At 62.8% G+C, this 24,231-nt stretch carries 15 protein-coding genes; 4 read left to right on the top strand and 11 right to left on the bottom strand.

All coding sequences use genetic code 11. The annotated features are described in order from the left end of the window. The 3 genes from queD to queC are packed head-to-tail and all read right to left on the bottom strand — an operon-like array spanning position 1 to position 1,690. A complete protein-coding gene (gene queD / locus IF78_RS0115060; RefSeq protein ID WP_030951629.1) occupies positions 1 to 357 on the bottom strand; it encodes a 6-carboxytetrahydropterin synthase QueD in 357 nt (118 codons plus the stop codon). Next, positions 357 to 992: a 7-carboxy-7-deazaguanine synthase gene (gene queE, locus IF78_RS0115055; protein WP_031477140.1), complete on the bottom strand. Its 636-nt coding sequence runs from the start codon at positions 990 to 992 to the stop codon at positions 357 to 359. Before queE ends, queD begins: the two co-directional genes overlap by 1 nt. Positions 993 to 994: 2 nt before the next feature. Then, entirely contained in the window at positions 995 to 1,690 is a 696-nt protein-coding gene (gene queC, locus IF78_RS0115050; RefSeq protein WP_031477139.1) for a 7-cyano-7-deazaguanine synthase QueC, read from the bottom strand. A 109-nt stretch (positions 1,691 to 1,799) separates the two neighbouring features. Here queC and IF78_RS0115045 point away from each other — a divergent pair, with 109 nt between their 5' ends. Genes IF78_RS0115045 through dbpB (IF78_RS0115030) form a run of 4 tightly spaced genes read left to right on the top strand, consistent with a single transcriptional unit; the run spans position 1,800 to position 6,240 of the window. Next, entirely contained in the window at positions 1,800 to 2,714 is a 915-nt protein-coding gene (locus IF78_RS0115045) for a hypothetical protein (protein ID WP_031477138.1), read from the top strand. Then, positions 2,711 to 3,853 carry a DGQHR domain-containing protein DpdB gene (gene dbpB, locus IF78_RS0115040; protein WP_031477137.1) on the top strand — a complete coding sequence of 381 codons (1,143 nt, stop codon included), beginning with the start codon at positions 2,711 to 2,713 and terminating at the stop codon, positions 3,851 to 3,853. Before IF78_RS0115045 ends, dbpB (IF78_RS0115040) begins: the two co-directional genes overlap by 4 nt. After that, on the top strand, positions 3,850 to 5,094 hold the full coding sequence (dpdA, locus tag IF78_RS0115035) for a tRNA-guanine transglycosylase DpdA (RefSeq protein ID WP_031477136.1): 1,245 nt from the start codon (positions 3,850 to 3,852) through the stop codon (positions 5,092 to 5,094). The genes dbpB (IF78_RS0115040) and dpdA overlap by 4 nt, the downstream gene beginning before the upstream one ends. A gap of 48 nt (positions 5,095 to 5,142) precedes the next feature. Next, a complete protein-coding gene (dbpB, locus tag IF78_RS0115030; protein WP_031477135.1) occupies positions 5,143 to 6,240 on the top strand; it encodes a DGQHR domain-containing protein DpdB in 1,098 nt (365 codons plus the stop codon). A gap of 55 nt (positions 6,241 to 6,295) precedes the next feature. On the opposite strand, the gene dpdD is transcribed toward dbpB (IF78_RS0115030), so the two are convergent. From dpdD to dpdE, 8 genes are read right to left on the bottom strand one after another with little or no spacing between them, the layout of a single operon-like run. Then, on the bottom strand, positions 6,296 to 8,335 hold the full coding sequence (gene dpdD, locus IF78_RS0115025) for a protein DpdD (protein ID WP_031477134.1): 2,040 nt from the start codon (positions 8,333 to 8,335) through the stop codon (positions 6,296 to 6,298). Continuing rightward, complete coding sequence (dpdK, locus tag IF78_RS0115020) at positions 8,332 to 8,850, bottom strand: phospholipase D-like domain-containing protein DpdK (RefSeq protein ID WP_234439713.1); 519 nt, start codon at positions 8,848 to 8,850, stop codon at positions 8,332 to 8,334. The genes dpdD and dpdK overlap by 4 nt, the downstream gene beginning before the upstream one ends. Next, positions 8,847 to 13,349 carry a protein DpdJ gene (dpdJ, locus tag IF78_RS0115015; RefSeq protein WP_031477132.1) on the bottom strand — a complete coding sequence of 1,501 codons (4,503 nt, stop codon included), beginning with the start codon at positions 13,347 to 13,349 and terminating at the stop codon, positions 8,847 to 8,849. The genes dpdK and dpdJ overlap by 4 nt, the downstream gene beginning before the upstream one ends. Further along, positions 13,346 to 14,032: a hypothetical protein gene (locus IF78_RS0115010; RefSeq protein WP_158751380.1), complete on the bottom strand. Its 687-nt coding sequence runs from the start codon at positions 14,030 to 14,032 to the stop codon at positions 13,346 to 13,348. The genes dpdJ and IF78_RS0115010 overlap by 4 nt, the downstream gene beginning before the upstream one ends. Continuing rightward, positions 14,029 to 17,124, bottom strand: a complete 3,096-nt coding sequence (gene dpdH / locus IF78_RS0115005; protein ID WP_031477130.1) for a protein DpdH — start codon at positions 17,122 to 17,124, stop codon at positions 14,029 to 14,031. The genes IF78_RS0115010 and dpdH overlap by 4 nt, the downstream gene beginning before the upstream one ends. Beyond that, on the bottom strand, positions 17,117 to 18,049 hold the full coding sequence (gene dpdG, locus IF78_RS0115000) for a protein DpdG (RefSeq protein WP_031477129.1): 933 nt from the start codon (positions 18,047 to 18,049) through the stop codon (positions 17,117 to 17,119). Before dpdG ends, dpdH begins: the two co-directional genes overlap by 8 nt. Continuing rightward, a complete protein-coding gene (gene dpdF / locus IF78_RS0114995; protein WP_031477128.1) occupies positions 18,049 to 20,649 on the bottom strand; it encodes a protein DpdF in 2,601 nt (866 codons plus the stop codon). The genes dpdG and dpdF overlap by 1 nt, the downstream gene beginning before the upstream one ends. Then, positions 20,639 to 23,923 carry a protein DpdE gene (dpdE, locus tag IF78_RS0114990; RefSeq protein ID WP_031477127.1) on the bottom strand — a complete coding sequence of 1,095 codons (3,285 nt, stop codon included), beginning with the start codon at positions 23,921 to 23,923 and terminating at the stop codon, positions 20,639 to 20,641. Before dpdE ends, dpdF begins: the two co-directional genes overlap by 11 nt. Positions 23,924 to 24,231: the final 308 nt, after the last annotated feature.

The raw sequence follows: 24,231 nt of genomic DNA, 5'->3' as shown, positions 1-24,231 counted from the left end.
TCACTCGCCCCGATAGGTGCAGCCGGACGTGCACGTCTCGCGAACGGTGAGCGCGGAGAGGTCGGGCAGGGTCGGCTTCAGCCGCTCCCAGATCCAGCGGGCGAGGACCTCGCTAGTCGGGTTCTCCAGGCCCTCAATGTCGTTGAGGTAATAGTGGTCGAGCTGCGCTTCGAGGGGCTTGAAGGCCTTCTTGAGGTCGCCGAAGTCCATGACCCAGCCCGACTCGGGGTCGACGGGAGCCTCGACATGGACGATGACCTTGTAGGAGTGGCCGTGCAGGCGCGCGCACTTGTGGCCCTCGGGCACGTTGGGCAAGCGATGTGCAGCTTCGAAGGTGAACTCGCGGAAGATTTCCATTACTGAATTCCCAGATACTTGTGCGTCTGGAGAGAGAGGATCCAGCGCGGGTTCTTCATGCAGTAGTCGACAGTCGCCCTGGTGTTGGCTTCAACGTCCGGGCCGTCCATGGGCTGGAGCCGAAAGTACCGGAAATCCAGATGCTCGAACTGACCGGGGTCGCCGCCCAGTTGAGGGTAGACCAGCTTCAGTTCGTCTCCGCTAGTCACGACCAGTTCGGAGCCGATCTTGGGGCTGACGCAGAGCCAGTCGATGCCGTTCGGCGGTACGCGGGTGCCGTTCGTCTCTACGGCAACCTCGAAGCCGCGGGCGTGCAGCGCGTCGATCGCCGCTTCGTCGAGTTGTAGAAGCGGCTCGCCGCCGGTGCACACCACGAAGCGATGCTCCCTGGATGACGACGGCCACGCCTGCTCGATGGCTTGAGCGAGGTCGTCCGGGGTCCGGAACCGGCCGCCGCCTTCCCCGTCGGTTCCGACGAAATCTGTGTCGCAGAACTGGCAGATCGCACGGTGACGATCCTTCTCCAGGCCCGTCCACAGATTGCACCGGGAGAAGCGGCAGAAGACGGCTGGACGGCCTGCGTGACTCCCTTCGCCTTGCAGGGTGTAGAAGATCTCCTTGACCAGGTAGGTCATTCTCACGCGCCCTGGTACTGCACGGGGTCTGTGACGCCGGCCTCGGCGAAGCCCTTGAGGCGGAGCAGGCAGGTCTCGCAATGTCCGCATGCCCGCCCCTGCTCGTCCGGGTCGTAGCAAGAGGAGGTAAGGGCGTAGTCCACGCCGAGGCGCAGGCCCTCACGGACGATGTCGGCCTTCGACATGGCGATGAGCGGCGAGTGGAGCTTGAGACTCTGCGTGCCCTCGACCCCGGCGCGGGTGGCCAAGTTGGCCATGCGCTCGTAGGCCTCCATGTACTCAGGCCGGCAGTCCGGGTAACCGCTGTAGTCGACCGCAGTTACACCAGTGAAGATGTCACTGGCGTTGACAGTTTCGGCGTACGCCAGAGCGAACGACAGGAAGATCGTGTTCCGTGCAGGCACGTAGGTGATCGGCACGCCGCCTTCCTCGGTGTGGTCCAGGGAGTCGTGCTTGGGCACGTCAATGTCGGAGGTCAGTGCAGACCCACCGAAAACTCGCAGGTCAATGTCAGCAATGACGTGCCGGGCCACACCCTGGGCCGCGACCACGCGCTTCGCAGCCTCAAGCTCCACGCTGTGGCGCTGGCCGTACCGGAAGCTGAGGGCATACGGCGTGTAGCCCTGGTCCTTCGCGATGGCCAGAACCGTGGTCGAGTCCAGACCACCGCTCAGCAAAACGATCGCAGGACGTCCCATGCCTTACTCCCTAGTTAGACCGTCGTGTACGCGTGCAGCCTAGCGTGATAACTGGCAGGTAGAGTAACCGCCATCAGGTACTAGTTATGGCTGTCAGGAGTCGAGCTGCGTGAGGCAACTATCGCTGGTGGTTACGTGTACCGACCGCAAGGTCGATACACCGGACGCAGCTCTGTACGCCAGGAACCTGCCGAAGGGCAGCGTGGAGGAACGCTCCAGTAACTGGCAGAAGCGCATCCAGACAGCGACCGCACGCGGCGGAGCCTCCCTGCCCTCGCTCACGGACCTCTACCGCGGTGATCACTGGACCCGAGCTCGCCGACTGACGGTGGCTGCCTCGGCAGCAGGTTTCAAGACGCAACTGTGGGTGGCATCGGCCGGACTGGGCCTACAGCCGGTAGAGCCGAAGACGCAGGCTGCGCCTGCCTATGCGGCAACCTTCAGCACGCGGCACGCCGACTCAGTAGCCACATCTGCAGCGGAGAACGCCCAGTGGTGGGGCCACCTTCAAGCGGGATCCGGCCAAGCCCAACTCCAGGAACTCGGCCAGCGGGGGCCGGTGCTCATGGCGCTCTCCGAAGTCTATGCAAGCGCGATGGAGGAGGAACTCCTAGCTCTTGGATCCCTCGGGGGTGAGGCGCTTCTCATTGGCGGTTTGCGTGAGATCCCTGGAATCCACCGCGTTCGTTCCGACGCTGGGCTGCGCCATGCGCTGGGGGGCACGTTGACGAGCCTGAATGTGCGCATGGCCGAGTCGTGGCTCCAGCACTCCAAGGACGGCACCCTCATCTCGCCGGCCACGCAGAAGGCGTGGAACGAGTGGGCGGCAGCCACCACGAAACCAGAGCAGTACAACCGACAGCCCATGTCGGATGAAGACGTGATCGTCTTCATCAAGCGGGAGACAGCGAAGCTGCCGGGCGTCTCCCGCACACGGCTGCTGCGAGCCTTGCGCGATGACGGCAAAGCCTGCGAGCAAAGCAGATTTGCGAATCTATACAAGAGGACCATGGGGGAACGGTGACAGAAAACGTCATCCGCCGCAGGGCACTACGGATCGAGCAAAATCCGGGCATCCCGCTGTATGTGTTTGCGCTCGAAGCGGGAGAGATTGACCGCGTAGCCGACGTGGCCCGGATCTCTCGGGACGAGGCAGGCAGACTGTTCGGGTACCAGAGGGCGGAGAAGAAGCAGCATGTGCAGCAGATCCTGGAATACCTCGACAGCGAGAACGTGCTGTTCCCTAACGGACTCATCCTTGCTCTGCCCACCTCGGTACGGTTCCGGGGAAGCCGAGGGCCGAACAGTACAGACGGCCTCTCCACGATCGGGACGTTGGAGATTCCCCTGCCGGAGTCGTCAACCGCGCCCAGGCCTGCCTTCATTGTGGACGGTCAGCAGCGAAGCCTTGCCCTTGCACGTACTCGGCGGTCCAAGCTGCCTGTCACGGTGGCTGGCTTCGTGGCTGAGGACATTCAGGTGCAGCGTGATCAGTTCCTTCGCGTCAACACCGTGTCGCCCCTGCCCGGCAGCCTGGTGACGGAACTTCTCCCCGAGGTGCATACCAAACTCCCGACGAAGCTGTCCGCGAAGAAGCTGCCTTCCGTCTTGGTGAGTGCTCTGAACCAGGACGCTGATTCTCCCTTCAAGGGACTGATCAAGCAGGCGTCAACGATCACGGATAGACGGTCCAACGCTGTAGTGAAGGACAATAGCCTGATCTCGGCTATTGAGGAGTCTCTGAAACCGTCGGGCGCATTGTTCCCGTACAAGAATCTCTCGAACGGTACGGTCGACACTGACGCAATGCGCAACATTCTTGTCACGTACTGGAGTGCTGTGCGAGACACCTTCCCTGACGCTTGGGGCGTGTCTCCTACCAAGAGCCGCCTCATGCACGGCGTCGGCATCCGCTCGATGGGGCGACTGATGGACCGAGTCATGGACCGCGTGCTAGCCGACGCAGAACCAGGTACGCCGGAAGCCTATGAGAGAGCTAAGGCCGAGCTGGCGTTCATCGCGCCACAATGCCGATGGACCAAGGGGCGCTGGCCGGAACTCAACACCCCGTGGAATGAACTCCAGAACTTGCCGCGCCATATCAGCACCCTATCGAACCTTTTGATTCGCATCTACCTCCAGTCAAGGACGAGCGCGTCGTGAAGTTCTACTTCCCTGATAGTCAAGACCAGATTTATCCCAGGTATGACTTTATCCACGATGAGTACCCCGATGAGCGCCATCGTCAGCGGGACGACTTGTATGCCCATCAGGCTGTGAAGCCGGCCCCCTACGACGGGATACTGGTCAGCAAGGCCATCGTAGATGGGTCGATTAAGGGAGCGGGGAAGTACAGTGCCCCTCAGAGGGCGCGGCTTTATCGAGACGGTGTGAGGACATTTTTCGGGCTGCCTGAGCCGATGGAGAGCCTAGGCGACTGCGGATCCTTCACTTACATCAATGAAGAGCGCCCACCTTACGAGACTCCTGAAGTTCTCCACTACTACACTGAGTGTCGATTCAATGCGGGAATCAGTATCGACCACGTGATCTTCGGGTACCGGCCCGATGCTCCCGCCGAGGAGGTCGAGGAGGCATGGGTAACGCGTCGCGATCTGTCACTCGATTATGCGCAGAAGTTCTTCAAGGCCACTAAAAGTCACAATAGACTGATCGCTGACGGGAAACTGCATCTGGAGCCAGTCGGCGCAGCGCAGGGCTGGAGCCCGGCCAGCTACGCGGATAGTGTCGTGCAACTCCAGAAAATGGGCTACAAGCGCATCGCCTTGGGGGGCATGGTTCCGCTGAAGACGCCGGAAATCATTGCTTGCCTTAAGGAAATTTCCAAGATTCGCAAGCATGACGTCGGGTTCCATCTTCTCGGAATTACCCGCATCGACAGCATGGAACGCTTCGCCGATTATCACGTCACTAGTTTCGATAGTACATCGGCATTCCGGCAAGCCTTCATGGATGAGAAGAACAACTACCACACCGCCGATGGTTCGTACGTTGCGATTAGGGTTCCCCAAGTTGATGGAAACCCTACTCTAAAGCGACTGATCTTGGCGGGTGTGGTTTCGCAGTCGGCGGCAATCAAAGCTGAACGTGAATGCCTCAAACTGCTGCGCCGTTATAGAGACGATGAGGATTTCGACGTGCAGGAGGTCATCGATGCTTTGCGTGCCTATCACGCCCTCATCGGTGACGCAAAGAAACTAAAGAAGGTCGACGACTACAGGGAAACTCTTGTCGACCGCCCTTGGGATCGCTGCCCGTGTGAACTTTGCAAGAAGCACAAGATCGACATGGTCATCTTCCGCGGAACCGAGAGAAACAAGCGTCGCGGGTTCCATAACATGACTGTGCTCGAAGCCAAGATGCGCAAGCTGCCGCTCACATAATCGCCCAGACCGCGCACAGCACTCAAAGTAACTCAAACAGGAGATGATGTGGCCGACCGCTACGTTCTGAAGGTTCCCGCCCTCAAGGTGCTCCAAGGTGACAAGGAGATCTACTGCTTCGCTGTCGATGGCAAGAAGTTGGAAGACTTTGCAGCCGTCTCGCGCATCCGCCGCGACAGCCAGAGGAAGCTGCAGGGGTACCAGCGGCCTGAGGTCCTGAGCCACATCCGCTCGATCCGCCGCTACCTTGAGTCCGAGGGCGCGATGCTCCCCAACGCCTTGGTTCTCGGCTTCGATGATCGCGTCACGTTCGAACCCGCGGTTCGCGGCGGCAGCGTGAGCTACTCAATCCCCGGCGAGTTGATCATCCCGGTCGACGAGTCACTGGCTGACGACGAGAAGCCGGCCTGGCTCGTGGACGGTCAGCAGCGCAGCGCAGCGATCAGGGACGCCGACCTGGCAGAGTTCCCCGTCGCGGCTGTGGGCTTCATTGCGTCTCAGGAAGAGCAGCGGTCGCAGTTCATCTTGGTCAACTCGACCAAGCCACTGCCCAAGGGGCTCGTGTACGAACTCCTGCCAGAGACCACCGCCAAGTTGCCGCGCTCGTACGCGCGCCGCCAGCTCGCCGCGAAGATCATGGTCATGTTGAACATGGGAGACGGCCCCTTCTGCGGAAGGATCAGCAGCCCCACGTCGCCTACCGGCAATATCAAGGACAACAGCATTCTGAGCATGCTGGAGCACAGCATCTACGAGGGCGCACTCTTCCAGTACCGGAATGCCGAGGACGGCTCCGCGGACGAGGAGGCGATGCTGGCGCACCTTCTGGGCTTCTGGACAGCAGTCGAGAACGTCTTCGAGGGTGCGTGGCACAAGCCTCCCAAGGATTCCAGGCTGACTCATGGCGTGGGCATCCAGGCCATGGGCTATGTAATGGATCAGCTCACCACAGGCGTCCACTACGACAAGGTCAACTGGGACAAGATCCGCATCAGCCTGCGCCGACTCGAGAAGCACGTCGCCTGGACTCCCGGCGGCACGTGGAAGTTCTCGAATGGCGAGGAACGCAACTGGAACGGCCTCCAGAACACGGCCAAAGACGTACGGCTGCTCAGCACTCACCTGCAGACCCTGGTCGGCAAGTAGCCGAAGCCTTGCCCTTGGTGGTCTCCCCGGAAAGATCAGGGAGACCACCAGTGCGTTAGTGGTCTACTGCGGCTGCTCGGAGACCGGCCACTGCTGCTCGCAGCATGGACGCCGATCCGCTGCCGTCCGCGTAGTGGATGTGCTCGGTACGGGCGTGCTGCGTAATGAAGCCCGTCGCCGCATGCTTCGCGCAGCGCGTCGCAATAACGACCAAGTCAGCGGAGCGTGCCTTCTGTCGAAGCTGAGCACTGCCGACGTGATCGCTAGCCTTTGCGGTGTCCACTGCGGGGGCAAGCTGCTTGATCTCCTCGGCGCAGCGCGTGAGCACAGCGTCGTCCAGGGAGTAGAGCAGCACTTTCATGGGCGGCAGGTCTGAGAGCGACAGCTCACGCTCATCGTCGTCGGAGCCGACCCGGTCCTGCCAAGAGAAGACGACACCGAGTTCCCTTGAGAGACGCTTGGCGAACGCCAAATCAGCTTCGTTGAGCCGTCCTTGATGCCGCCAGAGCGGCTCCAGCAGGTTGTATGCGAGCTTGCTGCGAGCGTCCACGTCTGGGCAGGCGACCAAGAACAGCCGGTCGACGAAGTCCAGCGCAATTGATGCCCGTTCAGGTGAGACCCATCGACTGCTGTAGGCGCCGATCTCGTCGAGAAGTTCGGCGTAGGTGTGCGCCGAAGGACCGGTTCGGAGTGCGATCTCTGTGAGGGCCTGGAGCGCGGCGAGGTCGCCGGGGCCGAACCGGTCGAAGGCGACCGCGTTCCGAATGAATGCATGGGCGGTCAGACCGGCGGGAGCTACATATCCGTCGGCGTCAATGAACGCTCCAACCGCTCGCCAGGCCTCCTCAGCAGCTTGATTCTCCAGCCCGTCCAGGAATTTGGCGAGGGACGCATCATGGACTGCGGGTGGAGCCCACGCAGTCCAACTGCGCTGTTCAACTGCTGACTTGCCTGCACGGCTGCCCGCGGCTACGGCCGCGAGGAAGGCAGGCCAGGAGTCGATCGGCGGAATCGTTTTCGACCCATCGTCTTCAGGAACTTGCGGCACGGGCTCTGCCACGACGGGAGGTGATTCCTCGCCAACGCCTTCAGCAAGAACGCGTTGAGCGTCCTCCCAGACCAGCGGGGGCAGTTCGCCGATGCGATCTGCGCTCCGAACGGCTTTCACGAGACGACGCAGAGCAGGCAGGTCCTCAAGGATGGTGGCCGCCATTAGAAGAACAGCGACGGCCTGAGCGCCGAGCCTGCCCGCATCGGTATCCAGCAGGGCAGGGACGAAGCGGCCTCGCTCTTGGAGCTTCGCCCGTGCCGATGAGAGGTCGCCCTCTGCGAGAGATTCCTCCAACGCCGCGTACACAGCGGTCAAGATTGCTTCCTTGACCGGGAGGGGAGGGTCCTGCCGGACGGCGTCAGGCAGTTCAGGGAGTTGGAGAATCTCCTCACTGCGGCCGAGCCGGTCAAGCCGCTTGATCCTCAGGTTTGCGAGGTTGGCTGCGGTGACACCACCAGCCGCCGCTAGATGCTCAAGGATCACGTTCGAGGCGGCCTCAGCGCCCGCGGAGAGCGACGCGTCGAACTCGGCGAGGAGCCGGCCGATCGGTTTGGCCACGCGCCACATCCTGGGAGGACGCCGAGCCTCGGTCCTCTGCATCAACTCCAGGGCCCCGGCCAGGTTCAGGCGGTGCTCAAGCGTGCGCCCCGTCTCCAGACGGAAAGTGGTCCGATCGCCAGCGAAATCGCGGATGGCCTGCTCGATGGGATCATCAGGGTCCAGCCAGGCGGGCTGAATCCCAACCTGCTCGTCATACGCGATGTACGTCGGGCCAGCGAATGCGCGGATCAACTCGGCTGTTTTGGCACGCTCGCCAGGTTCCCGGGCAATGACGTACACGACGAAACGATCGCGGTCCGTATAGACGCGCGGAAGGACTACGGGCGCGTCGTCGCCGCGTCGAATGGCTTCGACGAACGGCAGCGTGCGGTCCTTGTAGCGGAAGTCAGGATCGAGGTTCGGCCAGACACCGTTTCCTGGGCCGAAGAATCGGTGCAAGAACCCTTCGAGAGCCTCTCGCTGCTGATTCTGGGTCTGCGTCACGAGCCACTCCTCCACCGCTGAGCCAGGTCCAGCCTCGCCTGACCGGCATCTGGCCCGCCCACCTTGTAGGTGACCAACTCATCGTTCTTCGCCATACCGCGCACCGTGTAGTTCATCGACCCGGTGAGAATCCATTCCTGCCCGCACAGGGTCTTCTCGTGGACGTCGGGGTCGCGCTGGACATGCACTCGGTCCAGTTCTGCGGCCTCGATCCGACGCAGGAACGCATCGTTGTGAGGGTCCGGGCGCGTGACCACGTGGATGTGGGCCCCGGCTCCAGCGATGCGTAGAAGGGCGTCTGAAAGCCGCCAACTGCTGGGCGGAACGTCGCCAAAGAAGGCGTCGTAGGTGCCGTGACTGTTGTCGATGACCTGCACATCCGTGATCCACGGCGAGACCAACCACAAGTCGTGGCTCGGGCTGAGCATCTCTGCCATCAGCGCCGCGGACAGCATCGAGTCGATGCGCAGCCCTGTACGTGCACCTGTGCGCACGGTCCTGGTCAGATCCTTCACTGGGTTGCCTCCCGCAACTCCACACGCACACGGAGCTCATCTCGATGCCTGGCGTAGCCACGGATCTCCCCGTGGACCCGCAGGACATCCCGGTCCACCGGCAGCGCCGGCACACGGACCAGGGCTTCCGCCAGGGCCTGCGACTCGCCTGCTGGACAGACGAGCTCTGCGGCACCGCTATCGGTCATGGCCTTCTGATAGGCAAAGACCCAGTCGCTCGCCGTGACGTCCACTTCGGGCAGACGGTCGTTGTGAGCCTCGCGCACGAGGAGGCGATCCAGCACTGGCGTGTCGGCATAGGGCTGGTAGTGCTGAAGGTCCTGCGTACGAGCCTGCCGTCCGCGAGGCCAAAGCATGCTGAAGGCCTGGTCGGCTGTCAGCCGCTTGTTCCCGCCGACGTTCAGTTGCTTGTCGCCGACCGCGAAGGCAATGACGTTCGCGTCGACCTCAACACCGAGCCTCTGCTCCAGTTCCGCCCACGCGTCCACCATGGCGAGAGCCTGCGCGTCAGTATCGGGTCCGGACCCTGGCCGAAGGAGGCGGGCCGACAACGCTGAGACCGCAGTGACACGCGGACGGCCGTCCAACTGTTCCCACGCGGATAGGAGAGTGTTCAGGGCCTCCTGGGCCGCTTCGGCATCCTCGGCTCCTCGCAGTGCGCGCATGGCTTCTGCGGCATCTCCCCCCGGCTCGTCGGACAGGTGACGGAGCAACCGGGTGAGCGTGGCGTCTACATACTCGTAGTCGCTTGGGGCCAACGCACTGGTGACAAGCGCCCAGAAGCGGCGAGGGTCCTCCCCGTAGAAGCGCACCAGGCTTTCTACAACACCCAGTCCCCCTACAGAGGTTTCACTGAGCCACACGACAGAAGGGTCGCTGCTGGTGGCACCAGGCGCCACATCGACGATCAAGTCCCCGTCCTGTGAGTCGGGGCAGGCTCGCTGCGCGGCAGCGAGGATCGCCGCGGCCACCGTGTCGCGATAGGCGCGCTGAGCCAGGTCCTCAGTCCGGGCAGCAATATCCGGATCGACGAGGTGTTCGGCCGCACGGTCAACGGCGGCGAGAACCCGTGCGTCGCGCAGCAAGTCCGTGAGCCCTTGAACCAGTCGCGCATTCTCGACAGCGTGGTCGGGGTCGCTGTTGTCGCGGTAGAGGACGCTCAGGATGCGAGGCAACTCCCCAGTCCACGCTCCGTTAGCGAGTGCTGCTCGGATCTCCCCAGGAGTACGAGAACCCTTGAGGCCTTCGAGCGCGAAGGCGGTGAGATAGACCTGGCTGAGCCACGCACGCTGGAACTTGTTCGCGACGTCCTCGAGAGCAGGATCCTCGGCGAAGGTGTACGAGAACGCGAGTGACCGCCACTGCGGAGACGACAGGTACTCCCTGACCACAGCTTCCGAGGTATTCAGGGGCCTGAGCAGGATCTGTGCAGCGTCGACACCCAGCCGGAAGCCGAGCGCAGCTGGCTTGCCGTGTAGTTCGTAGTAGACCTTGCGTGTCTCGACTTCTCCGCGTTCGAGCGCCACCTGGCAATCGGCGCCGATGGTCATGCGCCGCATCTCGATGGGATTGCCGGCAGCGTGTGTGGCGAAGCGGACGGCCTGCACGCGCTCGTACCAGAGAGACGGGTTAGGAATGTCCGCTGAGGCCGGAGGGGCCTCCTCGGACACAACGATTTGAGTACCCCAAATGGGGAGGCCCTGCGATCGGTCGGAGATTTCCTGGCCTGGCTGCTCCAGTTTCAACTGTGTGGGCCGGAAGACCTGAAGTCCTTCCGGTGCATGCCCATCGGGATGCCAGGTTCCCTCGGGATCAGCGTGCTGCACGATCTGGGGGAGCGGCAGAGTGCTGCTGCCGGCGGGTGGAACTGGGAGCCATGTGCGGTGCTCATCACGGCGGTGCCCGAATCGTCGGCTGACGCGCCCTGGTACGGCCTCGCGTAGCGCCCTGGCGATCGGCAGTTGCTCCAACGTGTCGTTCGTATTGAACGGCAGGAGCAGTTCGACCTCCGGCAGATTCAGCGGATCGAAGAGTGAGCGCGTGATGAACTCGGGGAGCAGAGTACCTTCCTTCGCGCCCGGATCGATGCGCTGGAATGACCAGTCGCTGCGAAGGCGCCGCAGCGCCGTGGGAACGACAGACAGCAGGAGTGATCGGGGCTGTTCCCACAGCAGCGCCTGTACCTCGTCTACGCTGACCTGCAGAGCTCTCCCCAGGTGCTGGGCAAGCTCGTCCTGGAGATCAGGCTTGTCGAGGATCGCCTGCAGCAGGGATGCCAGCATGTCGTGGCCGGGACGGTCCTCGTTGCGCACGACATGGCCCGGAGGGGCCTTGAGGATCTTTCGAGGGTTGGCCCACAGTTTCTTGGAACGGAGCTTGCGGCTTGCCCAGTCCAACAGGGCCTGGGTGGCTTGGATCTTGAGTACGAAGCGGTTGCCGATCGGCAGGCTTCGTGCAGGCACCTGAGGCGCGAACAGGGTCTCGTACGCCTGGTATGCGAGTCGGTCCCGTCCGTAGTCCGAGAGGGTAACCACGGTCATTGGCCTTGTGCCGCGCTCTCGGCCAGCGCGCCCTCGGCGCTGGATGAACGCTGCTGCGTCACGTGGCGCTTTGTGCTGGAGCACCAGGCCCACTCGTGGGTCGTTGAAGCCGACTTCGAGGGAGGCCGTCGCTACGGTCAGGTTCGCGTCGTGGTCGACCCCGACGTCCTGAGAGGACGTACGGCCAACATGCAGGTGGTGCAGTTGCAGGGTGGGGTCGAGGTCATGCCCGACCTTCTCGGCAATGTCCCACGACTGACCGTCCAGGTAGCGGGCAGCATGCTCGTCACGTTCAGAGGAGCGCAGGCCGGCAAGCACGGGCTTGCGGCCGTTACGGCGGCCGGCGCGATTCTGCCCGCCTTCCGCATCGCGGAGATCGTTGTAGAAGCGGTTGGTGACGTCCAGATCGTCCGTGAACAGGAAGCCCGTAGAGCCGTACAGATATTGCCTCTTGTCCAGGTCGAGCAAGCGGCCATGGAGCATGGCCGTTTGGATCGACGTAGACAGCAAGCTTGTTCCCGACACGGGGTCGCCGCGGAGTGCCACGGCGTACTCACGCCCCTCGAACGTCATGTCCTCGTCGGCCGGTTCAATCGGGTCGACATCGACCGGACGAAGACCGACGAGTTGAGCGAAGAACTTGTCCGCGTCACGAAGAGTCGCGGAGAGACCGACGAACGTCATGGGACGGCGGGCTGCCTCACGCCAGCGGCGCAACAGGAGTGCCACCTGCGCGCCGTGAAGCCCGCTGTAGGTGTGGACCTCATCGAGGAGCACGAGGGAGGGAGCAGAGTCACTGCCGCGCCAGCCGAGCAACCACTCCAGATAGCTGTCCCCGCTACAGAGGTTCAGCATCTCCGTTGTGGTGAACAGCAAATCGGGAGGGTTCTTCTTGAGGGATTCCCGGGTGAGAGCGAGACGCCCGTCATTCAGGACGTAGCCGCACTTAGTGCAGTTCAGTTGCTCACGGCCACGCTGGCGGTCCTCGTCTGTCCACTGGAGCTCCCCAGTGCCGCAGTCAGGGATGGGGCATGGCAGAAACGGGCACACGACGCCCCGGGGAGTGCGCTTCCAGGCAGTGGTGTGACGTGAGTTCGGTTCCAGCCTCTGATCCCGAGCATTCCATGGGGTATCACCGTAGAGCGCACCGACACGGATAGGACGTCGCCTGCTCTCGTGCAACGCCTGCGCGATGTCGTCAACAGACCGGATCGACTCTCGCAGTTGGTCGCGCAGGAGCTCCTTGCGCGGATAGAGCGCCAGTGTGTGAACGCGCTTTGCCACCCCAGGGCGCGCGTGTTCCGCCATTGCTGCGAAGGCCGGCAGGTAGAACGAGAGCGTCTTACCGCTACCCGTACCAGCTCCGACGATGATCCCCTTGGACCGCTCAGAGTTGAGCGAGGCGAATACGGAACGGGTGGCATCCAACTGGAAGCGTGCCAGTTCACGGCCCTGCAATTGGGCTGTTGCTACGTGTTCTTGTACCTCACCCCATCGCGGAAGCTGTGCGAGGACGCGGAGTGCTTCGGATGCCGGGATGTTTCGGCGCGGGTAGCGTCGCGGCGCGACGTGCAGCCGATAGTCAGCGACGAGGCGCCGCTGATGCTGCCACCAACCAGGACGTTCCTCCTGCGCCCACCCACCTCGGGCAAAGAGCTGCCGAAGACCAGTCGTGAGCCTGAGTGACTCCGCCAGCCGGGTGCGATACCGCGGCGGCGACGTCACCGGCACCGGCACCTCGAACAGCAAGGCACGGAGCAGGAACTCCTCCAGCACAGAATCAGCGGACATGCCGGCCGGGGCATCCTCGTGACTGTGCAAGAGACTGTCGATGGTCTCTATCACCTCGGCTTGGGAAAGCGCAGTCTCCGTGACGCCCCAGGACAGCAGCGGCAGTTCGCGGTTTTCCAGGTGATTCAGGAGTTCGTTCGCAAAGCGAACGTTGAGTTGCTCTGTCACGCTCCGGTCCTCTGCAGGGTGATGTGGATGTCCATCTCGAACTGGCGCAGCAGCGCAATGTCGGCATCTGTGATGTCGCGGAGCGTGGGGCTGGGGCGCTTCTCCAGCAACTTCAGAAGTTCCAACAGTTCGCTGGGGGGATCACTCTTGTCCTGGAGGGACTCCGCGAGGAGGCCGTACGTGCTGGTGAAGAGAGTGACGTCCGACTTGGACAGGTTCTTCGTTGCCACCGCCTGTCGGAGTTCCTTCTCCCGGCTGCGCGCGGCCTCGCGTTCGTCGCGCGAGAGCATGGGGATCCGGGCCAGGGGAAGGTTGGCGACCTGTGCCGTAGCCCAGGTGGCCCATGCCGTGCTGTTGTCACCCTTGAGTTTTCCCGAGAGATCCAGGACCTTCTTCCTGGCCGTGTTGAAAACCGTGTCACTGGGGAGCCCGTTCAGGGCCTTCCGCTCGAACGCGGTGCGCGCGGTGTCGATGCCGGACAGATCCGGCTTGTGCGCCGCCCCCAACGCCGCAAGCGTATGGCTCAACTCCACTTGGGTTCTGAGCTCGGCCAGTGCCGCGCGAAGTTCCTTCGAACGGCTCAGAACCCGAGCGGCCTCCTTCTCCCCGACAGCACCTGCAGCGATCTGGCGGGCACGGTTTTGCAGCTGCACGGCCTTGTCGTACACAGACAAATTGGTCACCAGTCCTCCCCGTCGTCTTCGGCGGACGGGACAGCGGTGAGCGCCTGCCACTCCACACAGATTTGCCCCACGTCTTCCGCAGCACTGTCACCTGCGGAGCCACTAGAGCGTGACTCGGCACTGGCCAGAGCAGCGTCAAGCCAGTCGTTGCTGGCAACAAGTAGTTGTTGAATCAGTTTGAGCGAGTCGCCGCGGTCCTTGACCGCCGCAACCACACAGGCATGCTGGCGCGTTGAAGCGTCGCGGCTGTCGTCGCTTGCCTTGGCCAGGTCATCTTCGAGTGCAGAGATGGCCTTCCAGTCCGCGTTCTGGGCGCCCAGAAGGAGAGTGTTGAATTGTCGTGTCTGTTCAGCGGTCAGTGGTAGTCCCACTTCTCGTGCGGCACCGAGAACGTCGCGGATTGCAGCCATGGTCTGGACTCCAGTGGTGCCACGTGGCTGACGGCTTCGGATCGAGTTGAGTAGCTCTGCGTGGTGGGTGAGTTGGTCCTCGAGGATGGTTGTCCAGGACGCGAACCCAGTCACGGCTGGCTTCACCCATTTCGGGATGTCCAGGGTCTCGGCATCCCAGTTCCACACGGACGCGGCCCTGTCGATTAGAGGAAGAACGCGTGCGGCGTCAACCATGTTCACCGCACCGATGCCTTGGGCGATGCCGACGGCATATCGGAGTTGCTTCACGAGTTCGGGGCGCGCTTTGAGGTGCCCCTGGAGCATGTCCATCCACTTCGGTGCACGGATTCCACCATCCTCGCGACGCCACTCTTGCCCCTCATCGAGCGCCGCGGAAATGAGCTGAGAGTGAGCCATTCCGGGCCAGGCCTTGCCAGCCATCGCCGCACCAAGCAGCGATGCGCGGAAACCCGCAACGAGGTGATCGTCGGTAACCTCCATGTGCCGCTGCAGCCGCGCAGTGAGATCTCGGCCGTGCTTCTCTGCCAGGAACGCCAGCCGCCGGATGTCCTCGGCTCGCGCCGGGAGCTCCCGATCAGCCTTCAGCAAGCTGTCGAAGAACCAACTGTCCTTCGGGCGACGGGAGAAAGTGATGGGGGCATCCTCGACGCCGGCCAAGTTCTCCTTTGCGCCCTCGATGGAAACGACGGTCGCCTTTGTTGGCCAGGCCGCCTTCCGTAGTTCGGTACTGCCCACTTCCCGCATCAGAGGTGAGTTCCATTGGTACCGCTGCACTACTGCGGTGGAGACGACTACACGGATCCGGTTTGCGGTGGCGGTATCCAAGCCACCTTCGAGGGTCACCCAGTCATCCACTGTCTCCAGCATTCGCTGAAGCTCCCTGGGTAGCTCGTCGCGTCTGCCACTAGTGCCCGTATCAGGCCTCGACACCCCGCCATCGGCCTGCCCTGAGCCGGCGGCAGAAACAGACGGAGGGCTTTGCCCTTCCTCACTGCTCAGCGGCTCCAGAGAGAAGGCATCCAGGATGGTGGGGTGGAGGTTGTTGGCGTGCTCAGGGGCGTCTCCCCAGAACTCGAGCACGAGGTTTCGCCGCTCCGCAGAGGCAGGGTCGTGCTCGGCTACGAAGCCGAGCACGTCACGGCTAACTGGCTTGTCGAGCTTCGTCGGCCGGAACCGCTGCCGGAACATGGGGTCGGGGAACTCGCCCTGCTGAATGGCAGTGGCATGCTCAACCAAGACCGGTCGCACGACACTGCCCAGCACGACACGGGGGTTGAAGGACCAAGGCTTGGCCTGGTCTGCAGTCGAGTGTACGGCCCTCACGAGAGATGACTCGTTGAACGGATACAAGCCATGCCCTTCAGCGGTTACGCCGAATGCCTCGTGGCACTCCGTCCGGAACGAGCAGGTCAGGCATTTGTTTGGGGTCTCGCCATTGTTTGGACGCTCAAGTTCTTCGCGGCCCAAACGCCCAGCGTTCAGGTAGCGGCCGACGAACGACGCAATCTCTGTGCGTCCCGTCTCCTCCGGGCTGAAGGGAACATCCAGGTGGTAGACGTAGCCTGTCCCAGCCTGGATACGGGTCAGGGCTGTCTCATCCAAGGATTGGAAGTAGCCGGTCGTCACGGCCATGAGGGTGCGTATTGGAGCGAGAGTCGTCTTGCCCTCACGGTGCGCCGCCTCTACAACGGCATCTAGGAGGTCCCGCTGGACTCCCTGGATGAGAGCGAAGTCCTCGATGAGCAGGACAATTTCCTTGCCCTGCCGGTGATACTCCTCTCGAACCTGCGTCATCGCATCGAGGAGCCGACCTGCCCCAAGGTTCGCGGCGCTCTTGATAGCGGATTCGAGGTGCCTGTTGAGAAGATCGACAGCAATGCTTTGAAGGTCGCCGCGTGTGCTCATGGTGCCGAGCAGGCGTTGCGCCATGCCCGAAGCGGATTGGATGTCTCGAATGTCGAGCGGAAGGTCGCTGACGCTGAAGCCCTCGGGGCGGTCCGCTTGACCATCCCGCCGATTGTGAATCAACTGGTGGGCCAGTTCGGGCACGAACTTGCCCGGTGCGAGCAGTTCCGCACGGACGTGGGGGTCGAGGAGTATCGCTGCCAACTTTCCTGGGCCGACTAGCATTCGGGCCAAGGGGCGTGACTCTGAGCCGGGAGAGGTGGCTTCAAGCGCCTCGCTCAGTTCATTGAGGATGCGCCTTGCCAGGGACTCCTCGTCGATGTCCTCAGTGAATCTGTTGATGTCATCTTTGAGTTGAGCCAACTCGTTGCTGTCTGCCTTTGCGATGAGCGTGCTGACAACAGCCTTGAGACTGGTCTTGGACTTCTCGAGGTAGATGACCTCTCGCTGGTCCGCCCCCTCCTCCACCAGGGCCAACTCTTCGCGCACCCACCGGACAAGGTGTGACTTACCAGAGCCAGACTCACCGACGATCGGCATGAGCAACGCACCGCTGTCGGCCTGGAGCGCCATGAACTCGTTGAGTACCGACCTCTCACCGATCGGGTCGCCCTCGATCGCGAGTTCTTTCCCGTCCATGATCCGGGCGCGCTTGATCCGTAGCGGCGCGTGAGTGGCCAGGAAGACTGCCCTCGAAGGGCTGATTGCCTCAGTGTTGATGGTGGAGGCTGCCACTGCTGGTTCCCAGCAGAGATTTCCGCGGAAGTCAGCCATCGGTGGGCTCCAGGATGGTGATGTCGCTAATGGGGCGTGGACTGCCGGGTCGTTCAGGATCGTGCAGCATAAGGATCTTTCGGGCGTCGTCGTCATGCTCCAGGCGAAGCCACTTCTCGTCGTGGCCACGCAGCAGAGCAAACGAGAGTGCGGTGCCGGCCGCACTGCCACCAGGACTGGGGATCCCTACCGCGAGCGAGTGAGCGCCGCCAGGCAGCACAGGTAGGTGCTCTCGCAGAACCTGCAATGCCTCAACGGCATTGACGCGTTGACCGGCCTGCCACACTTCGAGCACGGATTGCTTGACAGCATGAGTGCAGTCTGGGACTAGCGGGCCGCGGCCGTCAGTGCGGAAGACAGGTGCAGCAGCGAGGCCAAGGGCAGTCGCCCAATACCCGAACCGGAGCCACCGAGTGTCGTTGGCGAACAGTGGAAGGACCTCGCCCTTCAGCAGTCTGCGGTCCTTACCATCCTTCTGATCCAGGAGTCGCTGTGCGGCGACCCAATCAATCGGTTGTTCCATTGGGTCGTGCATGAGGAACCAGGCCAGCGCACGGGTCAGGTCCCGGGGCCCCGTCGGGTCGTTGTCGGCGCCCAGGTCCTTGTTGTAGTCCGCTTTGAGAACTGCGCGACGCAGGATGCAGGTGTACGTCTCCAGATCATCGCTGCTGGTGAGATCTTTGGTCGCGCCGACCAGTGAGAGTTCTTGCTGGTCGGTATCGACCTGCGCCAACTCCAAGACCTGGAGGGAACTGATTGCGCAGTCGAAGGGAGGCCTGGTCGAAGTGTCCTCTGAACGCAAGGACGGAGGACTGATTAGCGCCCGCGCCTCGTCCAAGGCAATGCTCTTCCCCAAATAGGTAAGAAGGCGCACGACCGCCCACGTCTGGGAGGGGATGGCTGCGTCTACGTTCAGGAGAGTCATCAGAGTTCCTCCAAGGCCCGGCGGATCGACAAGTTCGCCGGGTGGACATCGACGAGTGGTGTACCTCGGCGTTCTGGGTGATGCATAGCCCGGGGGTGGATCAGGTAGGTCGGTGCATCCCAGGTGAAGCGTCTAGCGATCTGAGGCCCTGGAGAGTCTGTGTTCGGGTCCGCCATCCAGATAACAGGGCCAGCCCAGTCCGACAGGAGGACTCCGTCATCGTCGGTGATCACGGTGCGGGTGCGTGCTGTTGCCCTTAGTTGGCTTCGGAGACGGCCGTCCAGGCCCGGCCCTCCGACCACGCAGATCCTGCGGCGGACAAGGCTTTCCACGAGCCGCGCCGCCAAGGCCTGGTCGTCGGAGTTTTCCCACCACAGGCTCAGGCAATGACGGTCCCCAAAGTACGGGGTCAAGGGCAGACGCCCGTGACTCTCGGGCGCCGGGAGTAGGGGGTTCGGTTCTCCGGCAAGTCGGTAGAAGCCTGCCGGAAGCAGCTTGGCTGTGGCCCTGCAGTGAGGACAGCCGCGGCAGGTGATACCGGTGCGGCGATAGCCACCGCCGTCTGGGATGCGGTAGTACGCGCCCAGTACGTCGCCGATGCACTGATCACTCCGCAGAGTGGCTTTCAGTTCACGGAGTGCGGAAGCTCGACTGTGCAGCAGTTTTTTACGCTCGCCTTCAAAGCGGTCATGAAAGTTCTCAGGGTTCCTAGCGTCGGAGTCGAGGAGTTCCACATCTGCGTAGCCATCAGCCGTGGCATAGAACTGATCTAGTCGTGCTTTCCAAAAGACGTCTGACTCGCCCTCAGCCTTTTCGGGCGCCTGCGGTGGATGGACCGCCACGATTCCCGATCGCATCATGAGGTTCAGGATCCGAATGTTCCACTGCCGGTTCCGTTGGAATCCCTCGTTCATGTCAGGGGGGTAGGAATCCAAACTCACTCGGTGACGGTCCTGGACAGGAGTCCGGCTGTGGAACATTGCCTCCCACCGCTGCCACGCGCGCAGGGCACCGATGACCACCTCGTCGCTCATCTTGTTGGCGATTGTTTCGTCATTGCGTGTGGTGGCCAGGTACGCGATGGATGGGCTTCCGTCACGCCCAGATCGGCCGATCTCTTGGTAGTAGCGGTCCACGGTTTCCGGCAGGCAGGCGTGCACAATCGACTTGACGTCGTCGAGATCCACGCCCAGGCCGAAGGCAGAGGTGCCAACCACGACGTCGTACCGCGACTCCACCTCGCTTTCAGCGGTCCTACCGGTCCATCCTTCCAATGCATCCCGACGTTCTGGGTCGGTGGAGTCACCAGTAACGCTGGCCACGCGTCGAAGACCGTGGTCGCGAAGCCGAACCGCCCACTCCTGCGCATCTACGACCTTGGTGGTGTAGAGAATCATCGGTTTCGGCAAGTACGAGACGGCATTGAGGACGGCGGCCTCACGGTCGGCCTCGCTCCGGAAGCTATCGATGTAGTAGCTCGGCTCGTGACGGAGTTGGGATGCCCAGACGATCCTCGCCCGTTGCGGCGAAGCGAACAGTGCGTCGAGCGTCTCGACCTGTTGTCCAGTGAGTGTCGCGCTCATCGCAACAGTCACTGGTTGCCGACCCTCTGGGGCCTTGCTGAGCCAAATACGGCGGTAGCTCGACATCGTCTGGAACGCAGTGCGGAAGCTGTTGCCCCACTGCTCGACCAGGTGTGCTTCGTCGATCACGAAGTAGTTGAGCAAGCCGGCCTCAGCCGCGTCCTCCAAAGGCTGCTTCAGGCTCTTCACTAGAGCCTCAGGCGATGTGAATACCAGCCGCTGACGGCCGGCCGCGATGTCGTCCCGCATCTGTTGCCGGTCTTCGTCCGACAGCCCGCTGGTGTAGGCGTACCGGCGCGTGGGGCTGTGATGTCCGTACCGCTCAAGGATCTTGAAGGCGCGCCGTTCCAGGTCTGCTGCGAGAACGCTCGTAGGTACCACAACCACCGATACGCCGCTGCTCATGCTCGCCAGGAGCACGGGAGCCATCGCAACGGCGGTCTTTCCATGTCCCGTGGGGAGACAGATGATCGTGGTGCTCCCCGGTTCGGCAAGCGCGATAGCTCTGGCTGCCTGCCGCTGGCCGCTCGACACATAGTGACTGTGATCGTCACCGAGGGCGGTCGTGAAGAACGGGTCAGCAGGATACGACTCCAGCTTGCGACGGTGCGGTGAGTCCTCGCCGAGATGGATCTGGCGAAGATCCTCTTGAGCCGCCAGGCGGGAGACGTCATCTGGCACGGGTGGATGCCACGGCAGCGCGCTCACCCACAAGTTGGCGCCACCATCGCGAATCGCGGTTTGGCAGCGCATTTCTTCCCACTGCTCGCGACTAGGCAGCCGCGGAAGTAGCGGGACCGTGAATCCAGTTGTGTTCTCACGTGCTTGAGCTTCGAGCAAAATCTGTCGAGTCAACGAGGCAATGTCCCTCCACCCGCTGGACGTATTGGCCAGAGCATCGCGGAGCCTGCGCAACGTCCCCTTTGCTTCCGCGAGTTCGGGGAGTTGCTTTAGGTCTCGGTGCTTGGACAGGTGGTCGAAGAGCGTCTTGGCGCCGGTCCAGTTGTCAGTTGCCACGACGGACCCTCCTGAGCCCCGTCTTCACCAAGCAGGTCGCAGAAACGAGCCGGACCGTCGGTTCGCTCAGTGCCTGCACGAGCGCATCAGTGATGGCGACATCAAGCAGATAGCTCTCTTCGCCTCCCAGGAGGCGGCCAGCTGCTTGTCGGGCTTCCGCCTGCGCTTTCGCGACGGCGAGGCGCTCCTGCCCCAGTTGCTGGGCCAGGTCGGACCGTTCGGCCAAGTTGGTCACCCGCCTGAGTTCAGCTCGGGCGACCTTCTCAGCGGCACGTGCGGAGGCTTCGTATCCGGGCTGGCCGTCGAACAGGTCCAGCAACTCCTGGATGTTGCCAGAGTTGTAGTTGTGGTCGGTGGTCCTGTATGGAGCATCCAGCCACTTCTGGGTGTTCTTGTCGGTCAGGGCCTCGGCTGCTCCTGCCGGCACCCACACCTTCAGCGTGAAGGGCGGGAGGAGCTGTTCAGCTTGGCGCCTCAATGCTGCTTCAGCGTCGCGGGGCCTCCGGACGAGAGGCAGTGCCAGTTCGAGTGCCGAGGAGATGTCGGCTTCGACGAGGAAGTCGAAGCCGAAGTGGGGCTCCGGCTCGCCACGGTGGCTGGGGTCTGCACGCCAGAAGGCCGTGGCCTGGCCGCGGTCGTCGCACCACACAACGTTGGCGAGCATGTCGACGAGCGGACTCCCGATACGGAACAGGCGTGTTCCGGGGGCTTTGAGCGCCTCGGACCTACTGAACGTGCCCTTGGCTGCGTCCTCGGTGAGGTTCCGTCGGTCGTAGAGGTGGGGGGAGATGAGGGTGCGCGATTTGAGGTCGAAGACCTCGCACATGCAGTCCTTGATCTTCCGGGTGGTGTGGCGGAGTTTGATCCCGTCAGAACTCTCTTCGCCGGTGTATCCCAGCATGGCTTTGCGGGTGGTGTCCCAGCCGGCTTCGAACGTTGCCAGCCGCTCGGCGAAGTCGATGTCGTGAGGGGACGTGCTGAAGATCGCCTCAAGGGTGTCCATGGTGTTGATCTCGTGGAGGGCCTTGGCGAGCGTCTCCTGCACAGTCTCGGAATAGCCGGGCAGGCCTTCTGGCCCGTGCTCGAGTGCCTCTGCCCAGACGTCAGGGAGACCCTCCGCGATGGCGTCCTGGAGTGTGGACACCGAACCGCCGAAGATGCGGTATCCATCGGTGAGTAGCGAAAGCCACGCCTCGGTGTGCGCTTCAGCATCCGTGAGCACGAACTGGAGTGGTGCCTGGCGTTGCCGGTGGGACTCGACGTAGCGGTCGGTGCGGCCGAGACGCTGCTCGAGTTGGTTGGGCGACCACGGCAACCGCACATGGATTACGGTCTGGGCGGTCTGGAGATTCAGCCCGTCCTCGGCAGAGTCATCCGCAATGAGAACGGCAGCGTTCTTGCTGGGTTGCCGCCATGCAGTAGTGGCCGACTCTGATGCGTCGGGGCCCGCGCTGCGGGTGTGCTCAAAGAAGCCGACCTTGTTGAACCGTGCGCGCAGACGCGCGGTGAGCGTCGAAGCGAGTGAGCCTGGTCCGCAGAAGACGATGATGTGTCCTCCCTTGCGCAGGGCAGGGAGAAGATCGTTGATGAGGTCGTCGACTTCAGACGTGCGGGCCTCGTCTGTGAGCTCTGATTCGAGGCTGTCCAGATTCTCTGCTTCGTGGGGTGCCACTGGCACGTTAGAGAGGTGGTACCGCTCGCGGGCACTCAGGCCGGCACGCTGAGCGGCGGCTTCGTCACCGCGGACCCGCCAGCGAAGGGCGTCGAGATGGTCGGCGGACGGGCCACCGAGACGGGACGCGAGCACGGCCAGGGCCAGGGCGTAGTCGGCGCGTTTACCCTCAAGCTCTTCATCAAGGAGATGTCCCCACAGTCGGGTCTGCCATTCCAAGAGGCTGTCCGCGGCCGGGGAGTGGGACTTGGCCGTCAGCTTTGTCGGCTCCGCGCGACCGCGCACCTCGTAGGGGACGGCTGCTGAGTCCTTGTCTTTGCGGGTTACGTTCAACCGGCGGTTCCTGATCACGCGCCGGTGCAGTCGGTACGTCTCGCTAATGTGTGCCCGAAGAGTAGCGACGCGCGCTGTGAGATCCCGCAACCCCGCCTCCGACTCGTCGAGGAGGTTCTCCTCCTCGCCGAAGAGGGCGAGCACTTGGGCCGCCAACTGCTTGAAGCGGGCGTCTTCTGGGGGCAGCAGCGTCTCGATGATGCCGATCGTGGACGGCAGCAGCGGATAGAAGTCTGCGTTCAAGCCGAGGACGTGGTTGGCCAACTCGGCCCGGTCGTTGTACCGCTGCTCGAACGCTTCCCGCTCGCTCCACTTGTATACGTCGGGATCAAGTAGATGCAGGAGCCCCAGATGTGTGGTGTGACGGGAGGTGACCGGCGTCGCGGACAGGAGCAAGAGCTTCGACGCAGAGTGCGCGAGATCGCGCAGTGCGCAGTAGGTGGGGTCAGTGTCATCACGGTCTTGGACCAACTGGTGGGCTTCGTCGACCACAAGAAGATCACGTCCGAGGTGCTGCTCCCACACCTCGGGAGAGTCGTGGGAGATGACCTTTACGCGGCTCGGGAAGTCATCGGTAAAGAACTTCGTGCGCAGTTCGGCCACCCACTGCCGGCGCAGAGACTCGGGAACGAGGAACGTCACACATGCCTGCGGGTTATCGATCAAGGTCTGCAGGGCCACGTATGAAGCCTCGATGGTCTTGCCTAGCCCGACCTCATCAGCGAGTAGGTACCGCTGGACGGGGTCCGAGAGCACGGTCAGCGCGGCGCGGACCTGATGTGGGTAGATTTCGGCGGCAGCGGCCAGGAACGCCGGTGTACTCGCGCTCGCCGCGCGTTGAGCGACCAGGCTATGCAGCATAGGAATGCGCGCGTTGTAGAGGTGCCCGGACTCGTTGCCCCCGGACACGAGAACCTCAAGAGGGTCACGTACGGGCTTATTCCAGCGCACACGGAGTTCGGATTCTCGGACCGGCATGTCGTAGCCGGCGTTAGGGAACCGGACGAAGTAGCCCTCAGAGGTCGCGTCCAGGACGCGACCGGGCATCCACTCGTCGGTGCTGGGGTTGTGGCGAAACACGCGTGTTTGAGGTTTCAACCGCACGCGCGCGCATGCGACAGCGGGGATGGTCTGAGATTCGATCTTGGGCTCGGCCGTGGACTCGAAGAAGTCCACGCGCAGCGAGCCGTCGGTGATCGCGCCGACTCGTCCGATTCCAGGGGCCCCCTGGAACTCGACGAGGTGCCCAACCGCGAAGCCCGAAGACATTCTTCTGCTCGCCCCCCACCTGCTCGTTTAACAACTGACACGAGCTTAGGCGCCCCCACTGACAACACGGTCGACGGACCATTACTGAAACTCGCACACATATTCGAGATTGGATTGCGGGTGTGTCGTTGATGGCACCTACCTGGCGTAAACATAGCGGGCCAATCGGCACAAAAAAGGGTAATCGGATGCGCCGCGCGACGCGTGACGCGCCAGAAAATACGACTGAAACGGAACCTTGCCCTGCGAGGCAAGCTCGGCTTCGCGGCCGAGGGAGGCTCGCCGTCACGATCGTGCCACCGCGAGGA

The organism is Streptomyces bicolor, from assembly GCF_000719285.1.
In the GTDB taxonomy this organism is placed as follows: domain Bacteria; phylum Actinomycetota; class Actinomycetes; order Streptomycetales; family Streptomycetaceae; genus Streptomyces; species Streptomyces bicolor.
The sequence above is the reverse complement of the archived record's forward strand: the minus strand, read 5'-3'. Positions and strand labels throughout refer to the sequence as shown.